Source organism: Brevundimonas sp. M1A4_2e, from assembly GCF_053345555.1.
The window spans coordinates 24,412-42,489 of sequence record NZ_JBKFAI010000001.1 but is presented as its reverse complement, the minus strand read 5'-3'; the positions used below and the strand labels follow the sequence as shown (position 1 = coordinate 42,489).

Annotated in this window: 14 protein-coding genes; 4 read left to right on the top strand and 10 right to left on the bottom strand. The window is 66.8% G+C overall.

Annotated elements, in window-relative coordinates; translation table 11 throughout:
- Window positions 1-5: 5 nt before the first annotated feature.
- The 8 genes from ACLBV5_RS00185 to ACLBV5_RS00150 all read right to left on the bottom strand — a co-directional run bounded on the left by ACLBV5_RS00185 (window position 6) and on the right by ACLBV5_RS00150 (window position 10,935).
- Window positions 6-680, bottom strand: coding sequence for a helix-turn-helix transcriptional regulator (locus ACLBV5_RS00185; protein WP_278069231.1), 675 nt, complete (start codon window positions 678-680; stop codon window positions 6-8).
- Between the two features lie 299 nt (window positions 681-979).
- Entirely contained in the window at window positions 980-1,861 is an 882-nt protein-coding gene (locus tag ACLBV5_RS00180) for a hypothetical protein (protein ID WP_447604486.1), read from the bottom strand.
- A 16-nt stretch (window positions 1,862-1,877) separates the two neighbouring features.
- Window positions 1,878-4,490 (bottom strand): hypothetical protein, encoded by a 2,613-nt coding sequence (locus ACLBV5_RS00175; protein ID WP_447604485.1) that lies wholly within the window; start codon window positions 4,488-4,490, stop codon window positions 1,878-1,880.
- Between the two features lies 1 nt (window position 4,491).
- Window positions 4,492-5,229, bottom strand: coding sequence for a hypothetical protein (locus ACLBV5_RS00170; protein ID WP_303684221.1), 738 nt, complete (start codon window positions 5,227-5,229; stop codon window positions 4,492-4,494).
- A gap of 69 nt (window positions 5,230-5,298) precedes the next feature.
- A complete protein-coding gene (locus ACLBV5_RS00165) occupies window positions 5,299-5,892 on the bottom strand; it encodes a hypothetical protein (RefSeq protein WP_312447099.1) in 594 nt (197 codons plus the stop codon).
- 158 nt (window positions 5,893-6,050) lie between these two features.
- Window positions 6,051-8,351 carry an ABC transporter permease gene (locus ACLBV5_RS00160; RefSeq protein ID WP_447604484.1) on the bottom strand — a complete coding sequence of 767 codons (2,301 nt, stop codon included), beginning with the start codon at window positions 8,349-8,351 and terminating at the stop codon, window positions 6,051-6,053.
- Window positions 8,348-9,415 (bottom strand): efflux RND transporter periplasmic adaptor subunit, encoded by a 1,068-nt coding sequence (locus tag ACLBV5_RS00155; protein WP_312447103.1) that lies wholly within the window; start codon window positions 9,413-9,415, stop codon window positions 8,348-8,350. Before ACLBV5_RS00155 ends, ACLBV5_RS00160 begins: the two co-directional genes overlap by 4 nt.
- Window positions 9,412-10,935 (bottom strand): TolC family protein, encoded by a 1,524-nt coding sequence (locus tag ACLBV5_RS00150; protein WP_447604483.1) that lies wholly within the window; start codon window positions 10,933-10,935, stop codon window positions 9,412-9,414. The genes ACLBV5_RS00155 and ACLBV5_RS00150 overlap by 4 nt, the downstream gene beginning before the upstream one ends.
- A 243-nt stretch (window positions 10,936-11,178) precedes the next feature.
- On the opposite strand from ACLBV5_RS00150, the gene ACLBV5_RS00145 reads away from it, so the two are divergent.
- A complete protein-coding gene (locus ACLBV5_RS00145; protein ID WP_447604482.1) occupies window positions 11,179-12,048 on the top strand; it encodes a bile acid:sodium symporter family protein in 870 nt (289 codons plus the stop codon).
- Between the two features lie 6 nt (window positions 12,049-12,054).
- On the opposite strand, the gene ACLBV5_RS00140 is transcribed toward ACLBV5_RS00145, so the two are convergent.
- Entirely contained in the window at window positions 12,055-13,782 is a 1,728-nt protein-coding gene (locus tag ACLBV5_RS00140) for an AMP-binding protein (protein ID WP_447604481.1), read from the bottom strand.
- A gap of 169 nt (window positions 13,783-13,951) precedes the next feature.
- On the bottom strand, window positions 13,952-14,233 hold the full coding sequence (locus ACLBV5_RS00135) for a hypothetical protein (RefSeq protein WP_447604480.1): 282 nt from the start codon (window positions 14,231-14,233) through the stop codon (window positions 13,952-13,954).
- 25 nt (window positions 14,234-14,258) lie between these two features.
- On the opposite strand from ACLBV5_RS00135, the gene ACLBV5_RS00130 reads away from it, so the two are divergent.
- Genes ACLBV5_RS00130 through ACLBV5_RS00120 form a run of 3 tightly spaced genes read left to right on the top strand, consistent with a single transcriptional unit; the run spans window position 14,259 to window position 18,069 of the window.
- Window positions 14,259-15,497 (top strand): parallel beta-helix domain-containing protein, encoded by a 1,239-nt coding sequence (locus ACLBV5_RS00130; protein WP_025977503.1) that lies wholly within the window; start codon window positions 14,259-14,261, stop codon window positions 15,495-15,497.
- Window positions 15,498-15,505: 8 nt separating this feature from the next.
- Window positions 15,506-16,651, top strand: a complete 1,146-nt coding sequence (locus ACLBV5_RS00125) for an SO2930 family diheme c-type cytochrome (protein WP_447604479.1) — start codon at window positions 15,506-15,508, stop codon at window positions 16,649-16,651.
- Window positions 16,642-18,069: an aldehyde dehydrogenase family protein gene (locus ACLBV5_RS00120; protein ID WP_447604478.1), complete on the top strand. Its 1,428-nt coding sequence runs from the start codon at window positions 16,642-16,644 to the stop codon at window positions 18,067-18,069. Before ACLBV5_RS00125 ends, ACLBV5_RS00120 begins: the two co-directional genes overlap by 10 nt.
- Window positions 18,070-18,078: the final 9 nt, after the last annotated feature.

Here is an 18,078-nt window from a genome sequence, read left to right as displayed (position 1 = left end):
GCGCGTCAGCTCATCTGGAAACTGAGCCGCAGGGCGCCGTTGATGCCCTTGACGCCCATCCGCATGCAGATCGAGCGCAGGTGCGCCCGCACGGTATGGATCGACATATCCAGCTTGCGGCCGATGTCCTTGGGCGTGGCGCCGGCGGTCAGGTGCAGCAGCACCGCCGTCTCAGCGCGGGTCAGACCGAAGACCGCCCCGAGAGCCGTGATCTTGGCCACGTCCAGCGGTTTGACCGGCTGGGCCGTGGCGAACACTCGGCACGGCGCCTCGGGCGTCGTCATCAGATCCAGGATGCACCACTCGTCGTCGCCGGTGCGGAACAGAATGCGTCCGCTCGACCGATTTCCATCGGCCAGGTCCCGCAACAGCGCGTCCAGCTCCGCCCGGCTGCGATGCGCCGCGCAGATAAACAGACCGCGCGACCCCACCATGCCGCAGTCGGCCAGGGCGCGCGCCTTGGCGTTGGTGCGTAGAACCCGACCGTCTGCATCCAGAATAAAGCGGGCCGTATCATCGGCCTCAAACCAAGCGTCCGCTTCCGGTAGATCGCGAGGCGCGGAAGGGGGATGGAACGAGCGGATATCGCCGAAGGCCGCTTCAGATCGGCTTATCCACAATCCGTCAACGGGGCTCCCCGTATCCGATCCAAGCGTCGTCGTGGTCTGCTCTCCGATCATCGCCCTAACCTCCCGCACGCCAGGCCCTAAGGACCATCAGCTCCTGAAAGCTGAACAGCGCATCCTCTAATTCCACATTGTTGGTCGCGTATCGGTGGCTTTTCAAGGTTCAAAATGAGAAATCGGGATTTTAATAAGCTGCGCTTTAAAGATTCTCCCTAGTGGGTACGTTTGATCAACACTAAATAAAAAACTTCGATGACTTCACAGATCTGACAAACAGCATACTTAGCGTTGTAAAGAAATTCGTTCTGGCACGAAATTTAACACGCCGCTATAAAGTCCCAAAATGGGTCAGTTCATTTGGGGGAGATGTCTATCGTTAGAACGTCCGCATAACGACCTTCCATAGCGCCGGCGACAGGCCCCAAAATGAAGGTCATCGGAACGGAAATACCGGCCAGGGTCCGCGGCGGATCAATCTGTTTTGTCCACAGGGTCGACAGATCAACACCATCACCGTCCAAATCCACTGTGTAGGGCAAGGCCGGGGCGTCGGGCGCCTCCTCCACCCGGCGCATGACGCCGCCGTGCTGAGACGAAACCGACACCGTCGCCATCGTATTGGCGCGGACCTGAAGGAATATCCGCCGGGTGACGCCGGCGATCGCCTCGCCGAAATCCACGACCTCAACGCTGGAGCCCGTGCCGAAGGCTCCCGCTGCGCCCGCCAGATTCAGTTGCGCTCTGGGCGTCGCCTGAAGGATCAGCCGCACCGGGATCGGCGCTCCGATCGGTTCGCCGTCCGCCGTCTTCACGACCAGACGCAGATTCACGCCGTATTCGCCGGCGTCGGCCACCGCTCCCTGCACCACAGCGGCGTCGAACTGAGCCTGCCCCTTGGCGCCCGGAGCGAGCTGATATTGGAACACGGCTGTCTGCACATCGGCCATCTGCACGCCCGACGCCTCACGCGGCCGGAATTGCACGCCCACATTACCCAGGACTACGCTGGTGACTTCAACGCCGACGTCGTCGGTGAACGACATCCGCACATCGCAGGCGGCGTCGCCCCGGTTCTCCAGGTCGATGTCCAGCGCGCCGGACGACGGTCCGATGGCGAAGGGGTTGTACTCGATCCGCACCGTCTGCGGCCCGTCCCGCGCCACCAGCTCGCATGTCTGGGCCGAGACGCTGGACGCCAAGGCCGCAGCCGCAAGCAGGCCCGCTGTCCCGATCATCAGCCGCCCTTGCGCCCTATGACACCGGGCCAGGGGTTTTGATTTCTCCCACATCGCTTACTCCTTCCGCGTTGTCCGGAATGACAAATTCGCCCACCGTTCGCCCCTTGATCACCAGTCGATATAGTCCGGGGGCCAGGCCGTCGGCGATGAAACGCCCGTTGCGATTGGTGAAGAAGGGCTTGCCCTGAGCGTCGTCCTTTGCACCGGCCGGGACGATCAGGCCGCCCATCAAGGCCACCGGCCCCTCGGGCGATATCAGATAGCCCCGCGCCGTGCGCGAGGCGTCGCTGCCGACGACAAAACGATAGCCGTTGCCGAAACCAGGAAAGGCCTGGATCACGCCGGCGCCGAGATCATAGCCCTCCGGCAAGGGATCGACCTCCAACTCGTAGCGCCGGACGCCATAGCCGCGATCAATGCCCGCCAGCGCCGGGCCGAACCAGCCGCTTTTGGCGACCGGATAGCCGCTGGAGTCCGTCAAGCTGACCTGCGCGCCCTTCAATGTCGGGTGGCCGGTGGCGATGACGAAGCCTTCGCGCGCCGATCGGCCAATGCCGAAAGCGCCGTTCGCATAACCGACCATGGTCGAGAGCCGCCACAGCGACTCCTGCCGCGTCTCGCCGTCGTTCAGGTTCGAAACCAGGCGGTTTGAGATGATCTCCGCATCGAAGCGGTTGTTGATGTAGCGCAGGTCGCCGGCGATGGTCTGCTGCGTCCCGTCTTCGGAGAAGCGCAGATCCCCGCTCAGATCGTTCAGGCGGCCTGACGAGGCGCGCGAAATGCCGACCTCGCGTAGGTCGTTCTGGCTATCGTAACGCGCCACGCCGCTCCACCGCCCGCCGAAACGGGTGGTCAGATTGATGCCGAACCGCGTGTCGTCGCGTCCGTCCAGGGCGGTCGTGCGCTGCACGGTCATATTGACGCCGAAACGGCGGAAACTGCGACCGAAGTTCAGATTGAGGTCGGTCCGATCCCGCTCGCCCCGCCCCTTCACATAGGCCGCGCCAAAGCCCATCGTATAGGCGCGGAACCGCAACAACGCCTGGCCGGCGGCGCGCCATCTCTCACGGTTGAAGCCATTGGTTTCGAAGGCGCTCTGGAAATAGCGGCTGGTCGCCTGGATTGACGCTACAAGGCGAAGATCGGCTTCCCGGCCGAACGTCGTCTCGCGCAGATAGTCGATCGAGCCGATATAGCCCTGCCGTCCCGTGTCGCCGTTATGACTGACAGCGGCGCTCGCCTGGATCAGGCCGAGGCGGCTGCCCCATACGGCCAGCCCGCCGGCCTGGCCGCGTCCTTCGGCCAGCTGGGCGTTGGCGCCCAGGGTCAGCACGTCGCTTATCCCCTTGCGGACAAAGCCCGACGCGCCCAAGGCGGAGCCGTATTCCAGCGATCCGCCCTCCTCCAGCACGCCCGCCGAGACGCCGAAATCCAGCACGCCGGGGTCCAGCAGTCCTGCGCCGCCGAACAGGTCGAACACGGCGATCTCTCTCTGGCCCGTATTGTCCTCGACCAGCAGGCGCACGGTGTTGGCGCCCTGGCCGAACGGAAAGTCGCCCAGTGAATAGGGCCCGGCGTCCAGGCGCAGCCGCTCGATAATCACGCCATTGACCTCGACCACCACCAGGGCGGGGCGATCCAGCACGAACTGGCGCCGCCCAGATGGCCGCACGTTCTGGAACGGTCGGATCGTCGAATAGGCCCGCGCCGCCGACAGGCCCAGAAATCGTCGCGAACCCTGGAAGCTCTCAACCGGCGGGGCGAACTCGCCGGCGGTCAGGCGCACCGCCGACTGGAACAGATCCTTGGTGAGGCGGATTTCGCGGCGGCGCCAGCGCTCATCGGATGAGCCGTCGTAGTCGACGCCTGCCGTTAACGTCACGCCGTCGAAACCGCCGAAGTTGGCGAACATGTCCACCCCGCCCGCCAGGGGCGCAAAGCTGTTCTCCGAATGTGAATACTGCTGAGCCATGGTGATATTCGCTCCAGCCGAAAAATTGGCGGGCTGATCAAAGGCCGCCGGATCGACCAACTCGTTACGGTTGAAGCTGACGTCCCGACGCGCACGCGCCCCGGCCGACAGTTCTGCCACGAAGGTCAGGGCCAGTGGATCGAAGCTCAAGGAAAAGCCCTCGCCTCTCAGGTCCGCCATGTTGACGCGCTTCTGCGACGCGATGATCGTCTTCAGCCGGTCGCGCTGGGCGGGCGCCAGACTGGGACCCAGAAGGTCCATCAGCCCCTCGGCGTCGACCAGCCCCTGGCCTTGCAGATCCACCTCCCCCGCCAGGTCGCCCAGATAGCGGCCATCGAGGGTCAGCGGCCCCTGGATCGGGCTCAGCACCGGCGTTGGCCGGGCCGAGGGCGTCTGATCCTGGGGTCCGCCGGCCGCCGCATCGAGCGCGGGGGGAACACTCGACGCGGCGCCGGCGGCGAGCAGGACGTCAGGGGCGTCTCGCTCGACCGGGACTACGGCGGCGGCGCCGTAGGTGACTTCGGAATAGTTGCGCGCCGTGCGGATGACTTCATCCCCCGCGAAGGGCGCTTCGGCGTTGCTGGCCGAGGCGACGCTGCCGCCCAGGCAGGCCGCGGCGCCCAGGCGCCGCCAGATCCGTTTGCGGCCGGACATCTCACAGCAGCACGATCGAGGCGGTCACGTCGCCGCTGGCGTCAGCCGCCAGCGCAGCCGGGATACGCATGTTGCGCGTGGCGCCGCCCGCCATCACGCTGACCTCTCCGACATCAATGTTGGCGGCAGGAACCTCATGCGTCTTCCCGTCCGCCGTCTTGAGCGTGAAACGCGCCTCGCGCAGATGGGCGAAGCCGTCGCCGGTGTTTCGCGCCGTCAGAAGGATGTCGCCGTTCGCCGCGCGGGAAACGGAGGTCACCTCGACCGCCGCCCTGGCGCTGGTCGGCGCCACGAAGACATAGGTGTTGATCGTGAAAGCCAGTTTGACGTCGGCGCCGGCCTCGTCCTCGCCGGTGATCGACTGCATATTGATCGGCAGTTGCGCCGCTCGCACCAGGTACATCTTGCCTTCCGGCCCGCTGTCGCCGAGATAGCGCACCTGCACCACCTGTTCGCGATTGGGCGGAATGACGGATTGCACCGGGAAGACGCCGATGTCGTCTTCTTCAGGGACCAGGCTGCGGACGCCGTTTTCGTCAACCCGCATCCGATAAACTTCGATCTCCACCGTGGCCGGCGCCGTGGCGGTGTTGCGCACGGTCAGTCGGTAGCTGGATCCGCTTCCTGAAGGCGTGATCTTGGCCACCATCGGCGAGACGTCCATGGCGCGCGTGTCTGACGGCGCCGTCATGGCCATCATCAGACAGAGCACCGAAGCTGCGATGACTTGAACTCTCATAACTGCATCTCCCCTGCAGTAATGCGAAAGAAAAACGGGGAGCCTTGCGAGCTCCCCGTTCTGGCTCGATCAAGCCGGGTTCAGCGTGAAGGTGAAGGTCTCCGTATAGGTGCCGGCCGGGGCCGTGGCCGCGCCCGGACCAGACGGCGCAGCCGCGCAGCCCGTCGAACCGGGGTTGGTGTTGTCGCCTTGCGTGCCGCCGACGCCGGTGCCGCCCGGAACGTTGTAGCAGAGGTTCAGGAACAGATCGGCGAAGATGCCGTCAGCCAGGGCTTGGCTATAGCCGCCCGAGTTGGTGACGATCGCCGGGCTGCCGGGCCAGGTGTCCTGAGCCGGGAAGCCCAGGGTCGGCACTTGCTGAACCACCAGGTCCCAGTCGTAGTTGATCAGCACGCCGTCGACCGACTTGAAGTCGCCGTTGGCGGCGCTGGAGGTCAGCTTGGCGCCCGTCGGGGCGTTACACGACATCCGCAGCGTGGTGACTTTCTGGCGCTGGCCGTTGGCCACCGCGACATTGCCGCCAGCCACGTTGGCCAGGCCGATGCCGCAGAAGTTGGTCACGCTGGTGCTGACCGTCACATTGGTTTGCGCGCTGGAAACGCCGGGCAGAGCCAGCAGGGCTGCTGCGGCGGTGGCGGCCGCAGTCATCATCAAAGTACGCATCTTCGCCTCCGGGAATGGGTTGTTAAACGAGACTCCAGACTGTCGCTTCCGATGTCTGGACTTGCGGCCAATCGCCACAATCTCGCCATTTAAACCTCCCCCCAGAGGCCAACATCCCCAAGGTTGATACTCATCTTGGACTAGTCAATTTTAACTAATCATTTACCGCTGCGGCGGGCGAGGCTGCTACGGGGCGGATCGAGCAGCAACCACAGGGCGCCGAAGATCGCCGCCAATGCCACCAGCCCCGCCGCCTGAGGCGCGACCTCCGCCAGACTGGCGCCCATGGCGTTCATCGGCACAAAGGCCTGGACGGCGGCGGTCGAGGGCGACAGGCAAGCCAGCCAGACCAGCAGCTTGGGCATCATGAAATGCGGCCAGGCCGCCCCCGCCAGAAAGAAAAGAGGCGCCGAGGTTCCGACCAGCACCTGCAAGACCCGCTCGTGACGATCGAACAATCCGCCCAGCAGCAGCCCCAGCGCCGAGACCCCGGCTGCGAACACGGGCGACAACAGGACGACCCCGCCTAGATCGCCGCCGCGCGGATAGTCCTGCACCCAGAACACGAAGCCGAAATAGAACAGGCAGGACGCCGTGCCGATCGCCGTCAGCGCCAACCACAGACCCAGCTTTGCGCTGCGCCGCATGGGGGCAGCGCCCGTCTCGCGGCGCAGGGCGGCTATGACGCCGGCGCCCAGCAGCAGGGTCTGCTGCAGGATGATCAGGCTGACCGCCGGCACAGCATAATCGCCATACCCTTGCGTCGGATTGAACAGGGTTTCCTGCTTCAGCGTCGGCGCCAGCTTTGCCGCGCGGGCGGCCTGAGGCAGGCCCTCCAGCCGCGTCTCGGCGACGTGGGCCGCAGCGGCCGCGACCGCCTTGCCGACCGAGGTGACCCGGACCAGATAGCCGCCGTTCAGCCAGACGGCGACGCCGCTGGGCGCGCCGCGCGCCAGGTCGCTCTCAAACCGGTCAGGCAGGATGACGACCCCGTCCACAACGCCGCGCCGCATCAGGTCGGACGCCTCGGCGGTCGAGGGGATCACAGCGGCGACCTCGACCGCGTGGGAGGCGTTGAGGTCTTCGACCAGGGCGCGGGTCAAGGCGCTCTGCGTCGGCGTCACTACGGCGACCGGCAGGCCCGTCGCCGCCTGCCCGGCATAGGCCGCCGGATAATAGAAGGCGTACAGAACCACAGCCAGGATCAGCAGGCTGCTGACCGGCCGAGCGCGCGGCAGATTGCGGAATGTGGCGATGAAGGCGGCGCCCACGCCCTGTTCCGGCAGGGGAAAGGCCAGCGCCTCGGCCTTGGGCGCACGGCGGGCGCGCAGGCCGACCAGCACGGCGGCCAGGATCAGGGCGATGACGGCGACGCCGCTCAGGACCATCAGGTCGCGCCAGGCCCCGCCGGGCGCTGCGCCGGTCACCATCTGGCCGGTCTGCAGCCGAAGATAATGGGTGTAGGGCAGGATGTCGCTCCAGATCCGGGCGAACCGCGGCCCGTGATCCAGCGGCAGGGTGCCGTTCGAGAAGGCGATGGCCGCGCCCGAATAGATGGCGGTGCCTGAGAAGGCCATGTCGATGTCCCCCAGCAGGGCGACCAGCAGGGCCGACAGGGCGACGCTGACCGCCATCAGGGCGACCACGCCCAGCATCAGTAGTGGCAAGGACCCCGCCACGCCCCACCCCCTGATCCCGCACAGCCATCCGATCCACGCCAGCCCCCATAGGGTGAAGATGACGAAATGCGGGATCAGCGTCCCGATCAGGGCCGCCGTCGTCCGCCCGTCAGCCTGGGCCTTGAACGCCTGGAACGAGCCGCCCTGCATCAACCGTCCGACAGCCAGCACCGCTGAACAGGCCGCCAGCAGATGCAGCACGCCGGGCGCCAGCAGGCCGCCGAGGAAGAGTTCGAAACTCAGCTGCGGATTGCCGATGATCGACACCTGGACGGCGGGCGGCTCCAGCGCCGTGGCGGGCAGGCCGATCTGGCGCGCGCGTTCCTCCAGTCGCGGCGCGGCGGCCGAGGCGATGGCCGCCGACTGCCCCAGCGCTGACAGGGCGCCCACGGTCTGGAAGGCGCCGTTGAACGACACCGTCACCTGCTCCGGACGACGGAAGGCGCCTTCGCTGAAGCCCGAGGGAAAGTGCGCGATGCTGTAGACCTCGCCGCGCCGCATCAGGGCCACGGCCTCATCCACCGTCGCCGGGGCGTGGGCCACCCGCACGCCGGGGCTGGCCTCCATGTTGCGGATGGCCGCCCGGCTGAAAGCTGAGTTGTCCTGATCCACCACGGCGACCGGGGCCTGACGGAACACGCCGGGCGCCAGCATGGCCGCGATCACCGCCAGCAGGATCAGCGGCAGGCCGAAGGCGACGAAGGCGTCCCACGGCCGGGTCGCCAGCCGCCGCGCCTCGTCCTGAACGGCCGCAAGAAAGACGGCCGCCCCGCCCTTCATCGCGCCGACCAGTCGAACAGGACGCTCATGCCCGGCCGCAGGCCCTCGATCGGCCGGACAGGCTTGGCCTTCACCTGGAAGCTGCGGACATCATAGCCGCTGGACTGGCGGGTCGAGCGCCAGGTGGCGAACTCGCCCTGCGGGCTGATGGCGGTGACGCGGAAGGCGGCGCCTTTGACGCCCAGCGCCGGCACGTCCCCGCGCACGGTCGCGCCGATCTTCAGCTCGCGGAACTGATCTTCGCGCACGCTGAAGGCGACCCACGGATCGGCCGTGTCCACGATGGTGAACACCGGCACCCCCGTCAGCACCAGCTCGCCGACATTGGCGAAGCGTTCCGACACCTCCCCGCCATGCGGAGCGGTCAGGCGGGTCTCGCCCTGCAGGCTTTCGACCTCGGCGACGGCGGCGCGGGCGCCGCTGACGTTGGCGTCGGCGACCGACTTCTCCTGCGGACGGGTTCCGGCCTGCGCCTTCAGATACTGCTGGCGCGCGGCCTCGGACTGAGACGCCGTAGCGGCGCGGGCGGCCACCGCCTCATCCCGGCGCTGGGCGGAAATGACGCCCTCGGCGAACAGGTTTTCGGCCCGGTGCGCGGTCTGATCGGCCAGACGAGCCGTCGCCTGTGACGCGCGCCAGATGGACTCGACCGTCTGCACGTCCTCGACGCGGGCGCCCTCGCGGCTCATGGACTGGATGGCCTGCGTCGACTGCAGCAGGGCGCGGGCCTGAGCGTCCTTGGCCTCGACCTCAGGGCTGCTCATCAGCGCCAGTTCCTGCCCGGCCGTCACCTGATCGCCCTCGGCGGCCATGAAGCGTTCGACGCGGCTGGGCACCTTGGTTGCGACAGTGAAGGTCTCGGCCTCGACCATGCCCTGAACCTGATCCGGCGCTGGACGGGCGGCCAGGAACAGACCCACGACGATGAAGACCAGCAGCAGCGCCACCCCCGCCGCGACAATCAACGGCAGAAGCGGACGGCGCTGTTTCGGCGGCGGCGCCTCGGCGGGTTTGGGCGGCGTATAGGCCGAGGAAGGCGTCTCGCTCATGGGGCGCTGAGTCATGGGGCGCTGATCCGGTCGTCGCGTTGCAGATAATCGTTCAGGGTCTGACCATTGCCCGACGCCGCCAACAGCGCCGCCAGGCTCAGGTCGTATTCATAGGCCGCCGCCGCCCGTTGCAGGCGCGCGGTTCCCAACAGGTTGCGGGCGTCGATCACCGAGGCGGCCGTCGCCTCGCCCTCGCGGAAGCCGACCTCCTGCACGCGCAGATTTTCGCGCGCGGCCTCCATACTGCTGTCCATGCTCAGGAACTGCCGCCGGGCCAGATCGACCTGATTATAGGCGCGCGTGACCATCAGCCGGGCGTCGTCGCGGGCCTTGCGCTCCATCTGAGACGCCGCCGAGGCCTGGGCGCGCGCGGCGCCGAGCAGCCGTCGCCGGTCCACCGAAGACATCAGGGTGTAGCGCGCGCCAAGACCAAAGGCCCAGTCCGGCTCGGTCGGCAGGGCATCATCGGGGTTCAGATTATAGGTCCCGAAGGCGAACACCGACGGCTTCAGCCGCGAGGCGGCCAGATCCGCCCCCGCCTCGGCCAGATCGCGCCCCGCCTGCGCCTGAATGACCCGCGCGTTCGACTGCCCCGCGCTGTCCACAAACAGGTCGGCCGGTCCCACCGGGCCGCGGTTGACGAACAGCGGCGTGGTCGGCGTCGCCCCGTCCTCAAGGTCCGTCACGCGCGCCAGCGAGGCGACGGCGTTTTCATGCTCCAGTTCGGCGCGGTTGACCTGACGCTGGGCGGCGTCGCGCGCCACCTCGACCTGAAGCGTCTGGGCGCGGCTGAGGAACCCCTCGCTCTCCATGCGGCGCGCGTTGTTCAGATGCAGATCAAAGCCGTCGCGCGTTTCGATGGCGATCTTCAGCGCCTCCGCCGCCAGCACCTGGCCGAAATAGGCCTGGGCCAGCCCGACGCCTTCCAGATCGACGGCTTCGCGACGCTTGGCTTCGGCCAGATCCAGATTGGCCTCCGCCGCCCGACGCAGGGCCGGAATGGCGCCGCCGGTATAGATCGGCTGAAGCGCCGTCACCGTCGGGCGAAACGTCGTGTCGTCCACCTGCAGCCGGATATCGTGCGGCAGGGCGGCGAAAATCTCTGGCAGAGCCGCCTGCAGCCTCTGCTCCACGACGCCCAGAACATCGCCCGGCACGCCCGGCAGACCTGAAATCAAACCCGGAATGGCCGCGCTGATGTCGGACTGCGCCCGGTCCAGCGGCTCGCCCAGCGACAGGTCGAACGTCTTGCGATAGCGGATCAGCTGAGCGTCCAGCGACACCGTCGGCCGGTTCAGGCCGTCTGCGGCGCGCGCCTGAGCCTCCGCCGCCTCTACCGCATAGCCCGCCGCCCGGTTCAGGCTGGACGTCGCACGCAGCCGCGCCTCAGCCTCTGCATAGCTCAGCGGGGTGCGGGACGCCTCGGCGTTTCGAGGCGCAGATGCGGTCAGTTGCGCCTGCCGCTCCGCCTCCTGGCTGCTCGCCATCGGCCCCGCAGCCAGCGCGACGCACAGCCCGACACCACTGATCACCATCGCTTCACCCCGTATCACGTCCGGCCCCAACGATCCTGACGCGCCGCCGTTGCGTCAAGCAAGCACGGGCCGCGCCCGCTCGCCTTGAGGAAAGGCGTTCTAGCCGGATTCCAGCCCTGTTCCGAACCGTCTTGACGCGCGACGACCCTGTGCTGGAAGGTCTCCATACCGCTGGCGAAGCTTCCGGGCTCGGCGGCGGAAGGGGCGCTGTCAGGGCGGACCTGACGACAGGGGGAATGACCTATGGGCTCGCCGTTGACCCTGATCGGGCTGCCGATCGCGCTGGGCATCATCATGTTCGGCCTGGGCCTGAGTTTGACGCCATCCGATTTCGTCCGGGTGTGCCGACAGCCGAAGGCGGCGGCGGTGGCCCTGGCCTGTCAGCTGCTTCTGCTGCCGGCGATCTGCTTCGCCCTGGTGCTGGCGTTCCAGCTGCCGCCGCTTCTGGCGGTCGGCATGATGCTGCTGGCGGCCTCGCCGGGCGGGACAACGGCCAATCTCTATAGCCACCTGTTCCGCGGCGATGTGGCCCTGAACATCAGCCTGACGGCGATCAACTCCGTCATCGCCGTCGTGACCCTGCCGGTCATCGTCAATCTGGCCGTGGCCTATTTCCAGCCCGGCGACATGAAGGTCGGCCTGCAACTGACCAAGACCCTCGAGGTCTTCATGATCGTGCTGGTTCCCGTGGCTCTGGGGATGCTGGTGCGCGGTCTGAAACCCGGCTTCGCCCAGGCGATGGACAAGCCGGTGCGGATCGCCTCCATCCTGATCCTGACCCTGGTGATCCTGGGCGCGGCGGCGTCCAGCCTGGATGTGCTGCTCGCCAACTTCCAGGCCCTGGCGGGGATCGTCATCCTGTTCTGCCTGTTCAGCCTCGGCATAGGTTTCGCTGTGCCGCGCCTGCTGAAGATCGAACGCCCGCAGGCCATCGCCAGCGCCTTCGAGGTCGGGCTGCACAACGCCACCCTCGCCATCGTCATCGCCCAATCGGTGCTGCGCAGCCCGGAGATGACCCTGCCCGGCGCCGTCTACGGCGTGCTGATGTTCCCCCTGGCGGCGGCGTTCGGCCTGCTGATCACCCGCAAGCGCGCAACAGCCGTCGCAGGCTGAAGGCGATCAGCCGCGCAGTTCGCGACGCAGCACCTTGCCCACCGCCGTCTTGGGCAGGGGTTCGCTGCGGAACTCGACGATGCGCGGCACCTTGTAGCCGGTCAGTTGCGCGCGGCAGTGGGCGATCAGCATCTCCTTCGTCAGCTCAGGCGATCGCGGCACGACGACGATCTTGATCCGCTCGCCCTGCGCCGCATCCGGCACGCCGACGGCGGCGACCTCCTCGACCAGAGGATGGCTGGCGACCACATCCTCGATCTCGCCCGGATAGACGTTGAAGCCGGACACCAGGATCATATCCTTGATCCGGTCCACCAGACGCACGCGCCCGTCCGCCTGCATCACCCCGACGTCCCCCGTCGCCAGCCAGCCGTCGTCCGACAGCACCCTGGCTGTCTCGTCGGGCCGTTTCCAATAGCCCAGCATCACCTGGGGGCCGCGCACATGCAGCTCTCCCTCTTCGCCGATCCCGGCCCAGCTGCCGTCCTCGCGACGCATGCGAACCTCGGTCGAGGGCACCGGCAGGCCGACCGTTCCGTCGAAGCCCATCCCTTCCGGATGCTCCAGATCGACGCGCCCGATGCAGACCACCGGCGATGTCTCCGTCAGGCCATAGCCGTCGATCAGCGGCGCGCCCGTCACCGCCTGCCACTCCTGGGCCACAACGCTCTGGGTCGCCATGCCGCCGGCGATGGTCAGCTTCAGATCCGAAAAGTCGCGCTCTCGAAACGCCTGGCTTTTCATCAGGCTGACGAACAGGGTGTTCAGCCCGGTCATGGCCACGAAGCGCTCCTTGCGCAGGATCCACTCCACCCGCTTGGAGTCGCGCGGATTGGCGATCAGGATGTTGCGCCCGCCCGCCCCGGTGAACATCATCAGGTTCGCGGTCAGCGAGAAGATATGGTACAGTGGCAGCATGGTGACATTGCCTAAAGGCCGTGTCTGATCAATCTGATCCAGCAGCCAGACCCGCCCCTGAATCGTGTTGGCCAGGATGTTGCGATGGGTCAGCATCGCCCCCTTCGCCACGCCTGACGTGCCTCCCGTATATTGCAGGAAGGCGATGTCCTCGGGACTGATCGGCGCCGGCTGCAAGCTCATTCGCCGCGCCTTGGCCATCAGGCGGGTCCACCGATGCGCGCCCGGCAGGCGATAGGCCGGAACCATCTTCTGCACATGACGCATCATGGCGCTGACGGCGACGCCCTTCAGGCCGCCCATCATGTCGCCCATGGCGGTGACGACGACATCCCGAAGATCGGTCCCTTCGCGCGCCTGCTCCACCGTGGCGGCGAACATGTCCATGACCACCAGGACGACCGCCCCGCTGTCCTTCAGCTGATGGTTCAACTCGCGCGGGGTGTAGAGCGGATTGACGTTGACCACGATGGCGCCGGCGAACAGCGCGCCGAACAGGGCCGCCGGATACTGCAGGCAGTTCGGCATCATCAGCGCCACCCGCTCGCCCGGCTGCACGCCGATCGACTGCAACCACGCGCCGAAGCTCTTGGCCGCCTTCAGCATATCGCCGTAGGTCACTGCCGAGCCCAGGCTGACGAAGCCGGGCCGGTCGGCGAACTTCAGCGCATCCGCCTCGAACAACTGAGGGACCGACGTCCAGCGCGCCAGCTCATCCTCAATGCAGCGGGGCACGCCCTTGTGATAGAATTTCGTCCAGAAACGCTCGGCCCACAGTTGGTCCAGGTCGTCAGCGGAATCAGTCACGGCGCTCATTTCTCGACCGTCCACGCCGACCGGCGCCCTGCGGCCGCCTCGCGACAATGACCGCGCAGGGCGGCGGTCAGCCGGTCCCGGGTCGCCCCAACGGCCCAGGCGGCGCTGGACCGCCAAAAGGGGATACGAACGCCGCCGATCATGGCGAACCGTGGCGGTGCAGATGCGGTCAGCATAGGGCTTCATCCCTGGATGAAAGGGTCAGGCGACCCTGCATATGGATGCGCGACCCAATGGCGGCGCGCGCGGAAAAATCACATTCGTGGCCGCCTGCTCCTACGTAAAGCAACGCCTTTCCGAGCCGAAACTGCGGCGCGGGAGCGAAGGTCTTGGCGACGAAGACCATCGAGACAACCCCGACGATTCGTTGAGCGTACCCAAAAACAGAAACAGTTTCATTTTCTTCTTGCGACGTAATGAACCTTGTGAAAGCCTTGGGCTGGGCGAACACTCACGAGCGTTCTGGAGGGGACATCATGAAAATGCGCATCTGGCTGCCGGTCGCGGCGATACTGTTTCTGAGCGCCTGCGGGTCGAAACCGGCCGAGAAGGGCACGGACCTCAGCAAGGCGAACACCACCTATCAGAACGAACTGATGGAGCTGTTGATGGACGCCAAGCCGGGCGCGGTGATCGAGATCCCCGCCGGCGTCTTCGCCATCGACACTGAGTTGAGCCTGGTGGTCGACGGCGTGACCATCCGAGGCCAGGGCATGGACAAGACCATCCTGAACTTCCGCAACCAGGCGGCCGGCGCCCAGGGGCTGCTGGTCACCGCCAGCAACTTCACCATCGAAAACCTGGCGATCGAGGACACCAAGGGCGACGCCATCAAGATCAACAAGGGCGAGAACATCATCGTGCGCAAGATCCGCACGGAATGGACTCAGGGCCCTAAGACGGAAAACGGCGCCTACGGCATCTATCCGGTTCAGACCAAGAATGTCCTGATCGAAGACAGCGTGGCGATCGGCGCCTCCGACGCCGGAATCTATGTCGGCCAGTCGCAGAATGTGGTGGTCCGCCGCAACCGCGCCGAGTTCAACGTGGCCGGCATCGAGATCGAGAACTGCATCGACGCCGACGTCTATGAAAACCTGGCGACCAACAACACCGGCGGCATTCTGGTCTTCAACATGCCCCAGCTTCAGCAGGCCGGCTATCGGACGCGAGTCTACAACAACCGCGCCATCGCCAACAACACGCGCAACTTCGGCCACGCCGGCACCCCGGTCGCCAGCGTGCCCGCAGGCACGGGCGTGATCGTCAACTCCAACGATCAGGTCGAGATCTTCGACAATGAGATCGCCGACAACAAGACGGCCAACATCATCATCTCGGCCCTGTTCTCCGCCGGCTATTCCGACAGCGCCATGAGCGCGGACTTCGACCCCTATCCCGAGGCCATCCTGATCAAGGACAACCGCTTCAGCGGCGGCGGCAATGCGCCGGACGGCATGGATTTCCAGGCCCTGCGCATCGCCAAATTCGGCCCCACCGGCCGCTTCCCCGACATCCTGTGGGACGGCTATGTCAATCCGAAGAAGCTGGTGAACGGCCAGTTGCCCGCTGAACTGCGGATCTGCATCGACAACGGCGACGCCGGAATCCTGAACGTCGACGGGCCCAACAAATACGCCAAGCCCAACACCGACATCACGCCGCACCGCTGCACCCTGCCCCGGCTCAAGCCGGTCGTCCTGCCGCAAGCCTGACACGGCCCATGAAACCGCTTCGCCTGCTCTCGCTGGGCCTGCTGCTCCTGATCGGAGCAGCAGGCTGTTCCAAGCCTCCGGCCCCGGCCCAGCCTCTGGCGGAGCCGACCTATTTCGAGGCCGACAATCCCAAATCCCTTCGGGAATGGGGCATGGTTCAGACATCGGACGGCGCTCTCATCCTCGGCGCCCGGGTCACGCCGTATGACCTGACCACGCCGCTGTTCACCGACTATGCGCAAAAGCTGCGGACCATCTGGATGCCGCCGGGCGTTTCGGCCGATTACACGCCGGACGACGCGCTGTCCTTCCCGGTCGGCACGGTCATCACCAAGACCTTCTTCTACCCGACCGGCGCCAAGGGCCGCGTGCTGCGACAGGCGGACCCGAGCCAATTTCATGATGGCGACGGCCTGAAGCTGAAGCAGGTTCGCATGATCGAAACCCGCCTGCTGATCCGTCGGCCCGAGGGCTGGACCGCCCTGACCTATCTGTGGAACGAGGCCCAGACCGACGCCGTCCTGCACCGCGTCGGCGCCGCGGTCCCCCTGACGATGACGGGCTCGGACGGCAAGGACGAAACCTTCTCCTACATCGTCCCCAACGCGACCCAGTGCTCGGCCTGCCATGCGACCAATGTCGCCACCCGCGAAATCCAGCCCATCGGCCCCAAGGCCCGTCTGCTCAACCGCGACTTCGCCTATTCGGACAGGACGGAGAACCAGCTGAGCCGCCTGACCGCCATGGGCTATCTGAAGGGCGTCGCCGATCCGGGCCAGGCGCCGCTCCAGGTGTCCTGGACAGACGCCGCCGCATCGACCGAGGCCCGCGCCAGGGCCTATCTCGACGTCAACTGCGGCCATTGCCACAACCCCAAGGGAGCCGCCGCCACCTCGGGGCTCTATCTGGATGCGGCCTCGCCGCTGTCCGGGTCCGCAGGCCTGTGCAAACCGCCCGTCGCGGCGGGCGCGGGCACGGGGAACCTGCGGTTCGACATCGTGCCGGGCAAGGCGGATGAATCCATCATGGCCTACCGCATGGACTCGACCCATCCGGCCGTCATGATGCCCGAGATCGGCCGCTCGACCCGCCATGACGAAGGCGTCGCCCTGATCCGGTCCTGGATCGATTCACTGGAGGGATCATGTCGTTAGACGCGGCCCAGACCCCTGTGCACCAGACCCCTGCCCCTCAGACCCCTGACCCTCAGATCCCCGCGATCCTGGATCGCCTCCGCGCCGCCTTCGACAGCGGCCTGACGCGCGACCTGGCCTGGCGCCGCGCCCAGCTCGCCGCCCTCGAACGGATGATGGTCGAGAACGAAGCGGAGATCGCTTCTGCGCTGAAGGCGGATCTGGGCAAGCCGTTCGCCGAGGCCTGTACGGCCGAGATCGACCTCGTCTCCAGCGAGGCGGCCCTCGCGCGCAAGCATCTGGGCCGCTGGAGCCGCCCCCAGCGGACCCGCACCCCCCTGGCGATCCAACCCGGCAAGAGCTTTATCGAGCCGGCGCCCTACGGCGTGACCCTGATCATCGGGGCGTGGAACTATCCCTTCCAGCTGGTGCTGGCCCCTCTGGTCGGGGCCATCGCGGCGGGCAACTGCGCGGTCATCAAGCCCTCGGAGATGGCGGTCCAGTCCTCCATCCTGCTGAAGCGTCTGGTGGAGCGCTATCTGGACCCGCGCGCCTTCGCCGTGGTCGAGGGTGACGCCGCGGTCGCGACAGCCCTGTTGGACCAGTGTTTCGACCTGATCTTCTATACCGGCGGCGAACGGGTCGGTCGGATCGTCATGGCGGCCGCCGCCCGCCATCTGACCCCCGTCGTGCTGGAGCTGGGCGGGCAGAACCCCTGCATCGTCGATGAAACCGCCGACCTGACCGTGGCCGCCCGGCGCATCGTCTGGGGCCGGTTCCTGAACGCCGGCCAGATCTGCGTGGCGCCGGATCACGTCTATGTCGCCGCCTCGGTCGAGGCCCGTTTGCTGGAGGAGCTGAAGCGCGCGGTCAAGGCCATGTTCGGCCCCGATCCACGGCAAAGCGCGGACTACGGCCGCATCATCAACGCGCGCCACGCCGCGCGCCTGCAGAACCTGCTGGCCGACGGCCGCGCCGTCACGGGCGGCCAGGCCGATGTCGACGCCTGCTATGTGGCGCCCACCATCCTGACGGATGTCGCGGCCGATGCGCCGGTTCTGGCCGAGGAGATCTTCGGTCCGATCCTGCCGGTCCTGCCCTATCAGACGCTGGACGAACCCTTGGCGGCGATCAACGCCCGCGCGCCTGCCCTGGCGCTCTACGCCTTTACCCGGAACAAGGCGACGGCTGACCGGATCATCGCCGCCACGCGATCCGGCTCGGCCACCATCAACGATGCTGTGATCTTCATGGCCAATCCGAACCTGCCGTTCGGGGGCGTGGGGGCCAGCGGCATGGGCGCCTACCACGGACGCTACAGTTTCGAGGCCTTCAGCCATCGGCGCGCCGTGCTGAAACGCGGCTTCGCCCTGGACGCCAGCATCCGCTATCCGCCCTTCACCCCGGGCAAGCTGGCGCTTTTCCGACGCATGACCTGAGCCGACTGC

Excerpts from the sequence above, each read along its gene's own strand:
- ACLBV5_RS00185 (WP_278069231.1), bottom strand. The coding sequence starts at position 680 with ATGATCGGAGAGCAGACCACGACGACGCTTGGATCGGATACGGGGAGC.
- ACLBV5_RS00180 (WP_447604486.1), bottom strand. The coding sequence starts at position 1,861 with ATGATCGGGACAGCGGGCCTGCTTGCGGCTGCGGCCTTGGCGTCCAGC.
- ACLBV5_RS00175 (WP_447604485.1), bottom strand. The coding sequence starts at position 4,490 with ATGTCCGGCCGCAAACGGATCTGGCGGCGCCTGGGCGCCGCGGCCTGC.
- ACLBV5_RS00170 (WP_303684221.1), bottom strand. The coding sequence starts at position 5,229 with ATGAGAGTTCAAGTCATCGCAGCTTCGGTGCTCTGTCTGATGATGGCC.
- ACLBV5_RS00165 (WP_312447099.1), bottom strand. The coding sequence starts at position 5,892 with ATGCGTACTTTGATGATGACTGCGGCCGCCACCGCCGCAGCAGCCCTG.
- ACLBV5_RS00160 (WP_447604484.1), bottom strand. The coding sequence starts at position 8,351 with ATGAAGGGCGGGGCGGCCGTCTTTCTTGCGGCCGTTCAGGACGAGGCG.
- ACLBV5_RS00155 (WP_312447103.1), bottom strand. The coding sequence starts at position 9,415 with ATGACTCAGCGCCCCATGAGCGAGACGCCTTCCTCGGCCTATACGCCG.
- ACLBV5_RS00150 (WP_447604483.1), bottom strand. The coding sequence starts at position 10,935 with ATGGTGATCAGTGGTGTCGGGCTGTGCGTCGCGCTGGCTGCGGGGCCG.
- ACLBV5_RS00145 (WP_447604482.1), top strand. The coding sequence starts at position 11,179 with ATGGGCTCGCCGTTGACCCTGATCGGGCTGCCGATCGCGCTGGGCATC.
- ACLBV5_RS00140 (WP_447604481.1), bottom strand. The coding sequence starts at position 13,782 with ATGAGCGCCGTGACTGATTCCGCTGACGACCTGGACCAACTGTGGGCC.
- ACLBV5_RS00130 (WP_025977503.1), top strand. The coding sequence starts at position 14,259 with ATGAAAATGCGCATCTGGCTGCCGGTCGCGGCGATACTGTTTCTGAGC.
- ACLBV5_RS00125 (WP_447604479.1), top strand. The coding sequence starts at position 15,506 with ATGAAACCGCTTCGCCTGCTCTCGCTGGGCCTGCTGCTCCTGATCGGA.
- ACLBV5_RS00120 (WP_447604478.1), top strand. The coding sequence starts at position 16,642 with ATGTCGTTAGACGCGGCCCAGACCCCTGTGCACCAGACCCCTGCCCCT.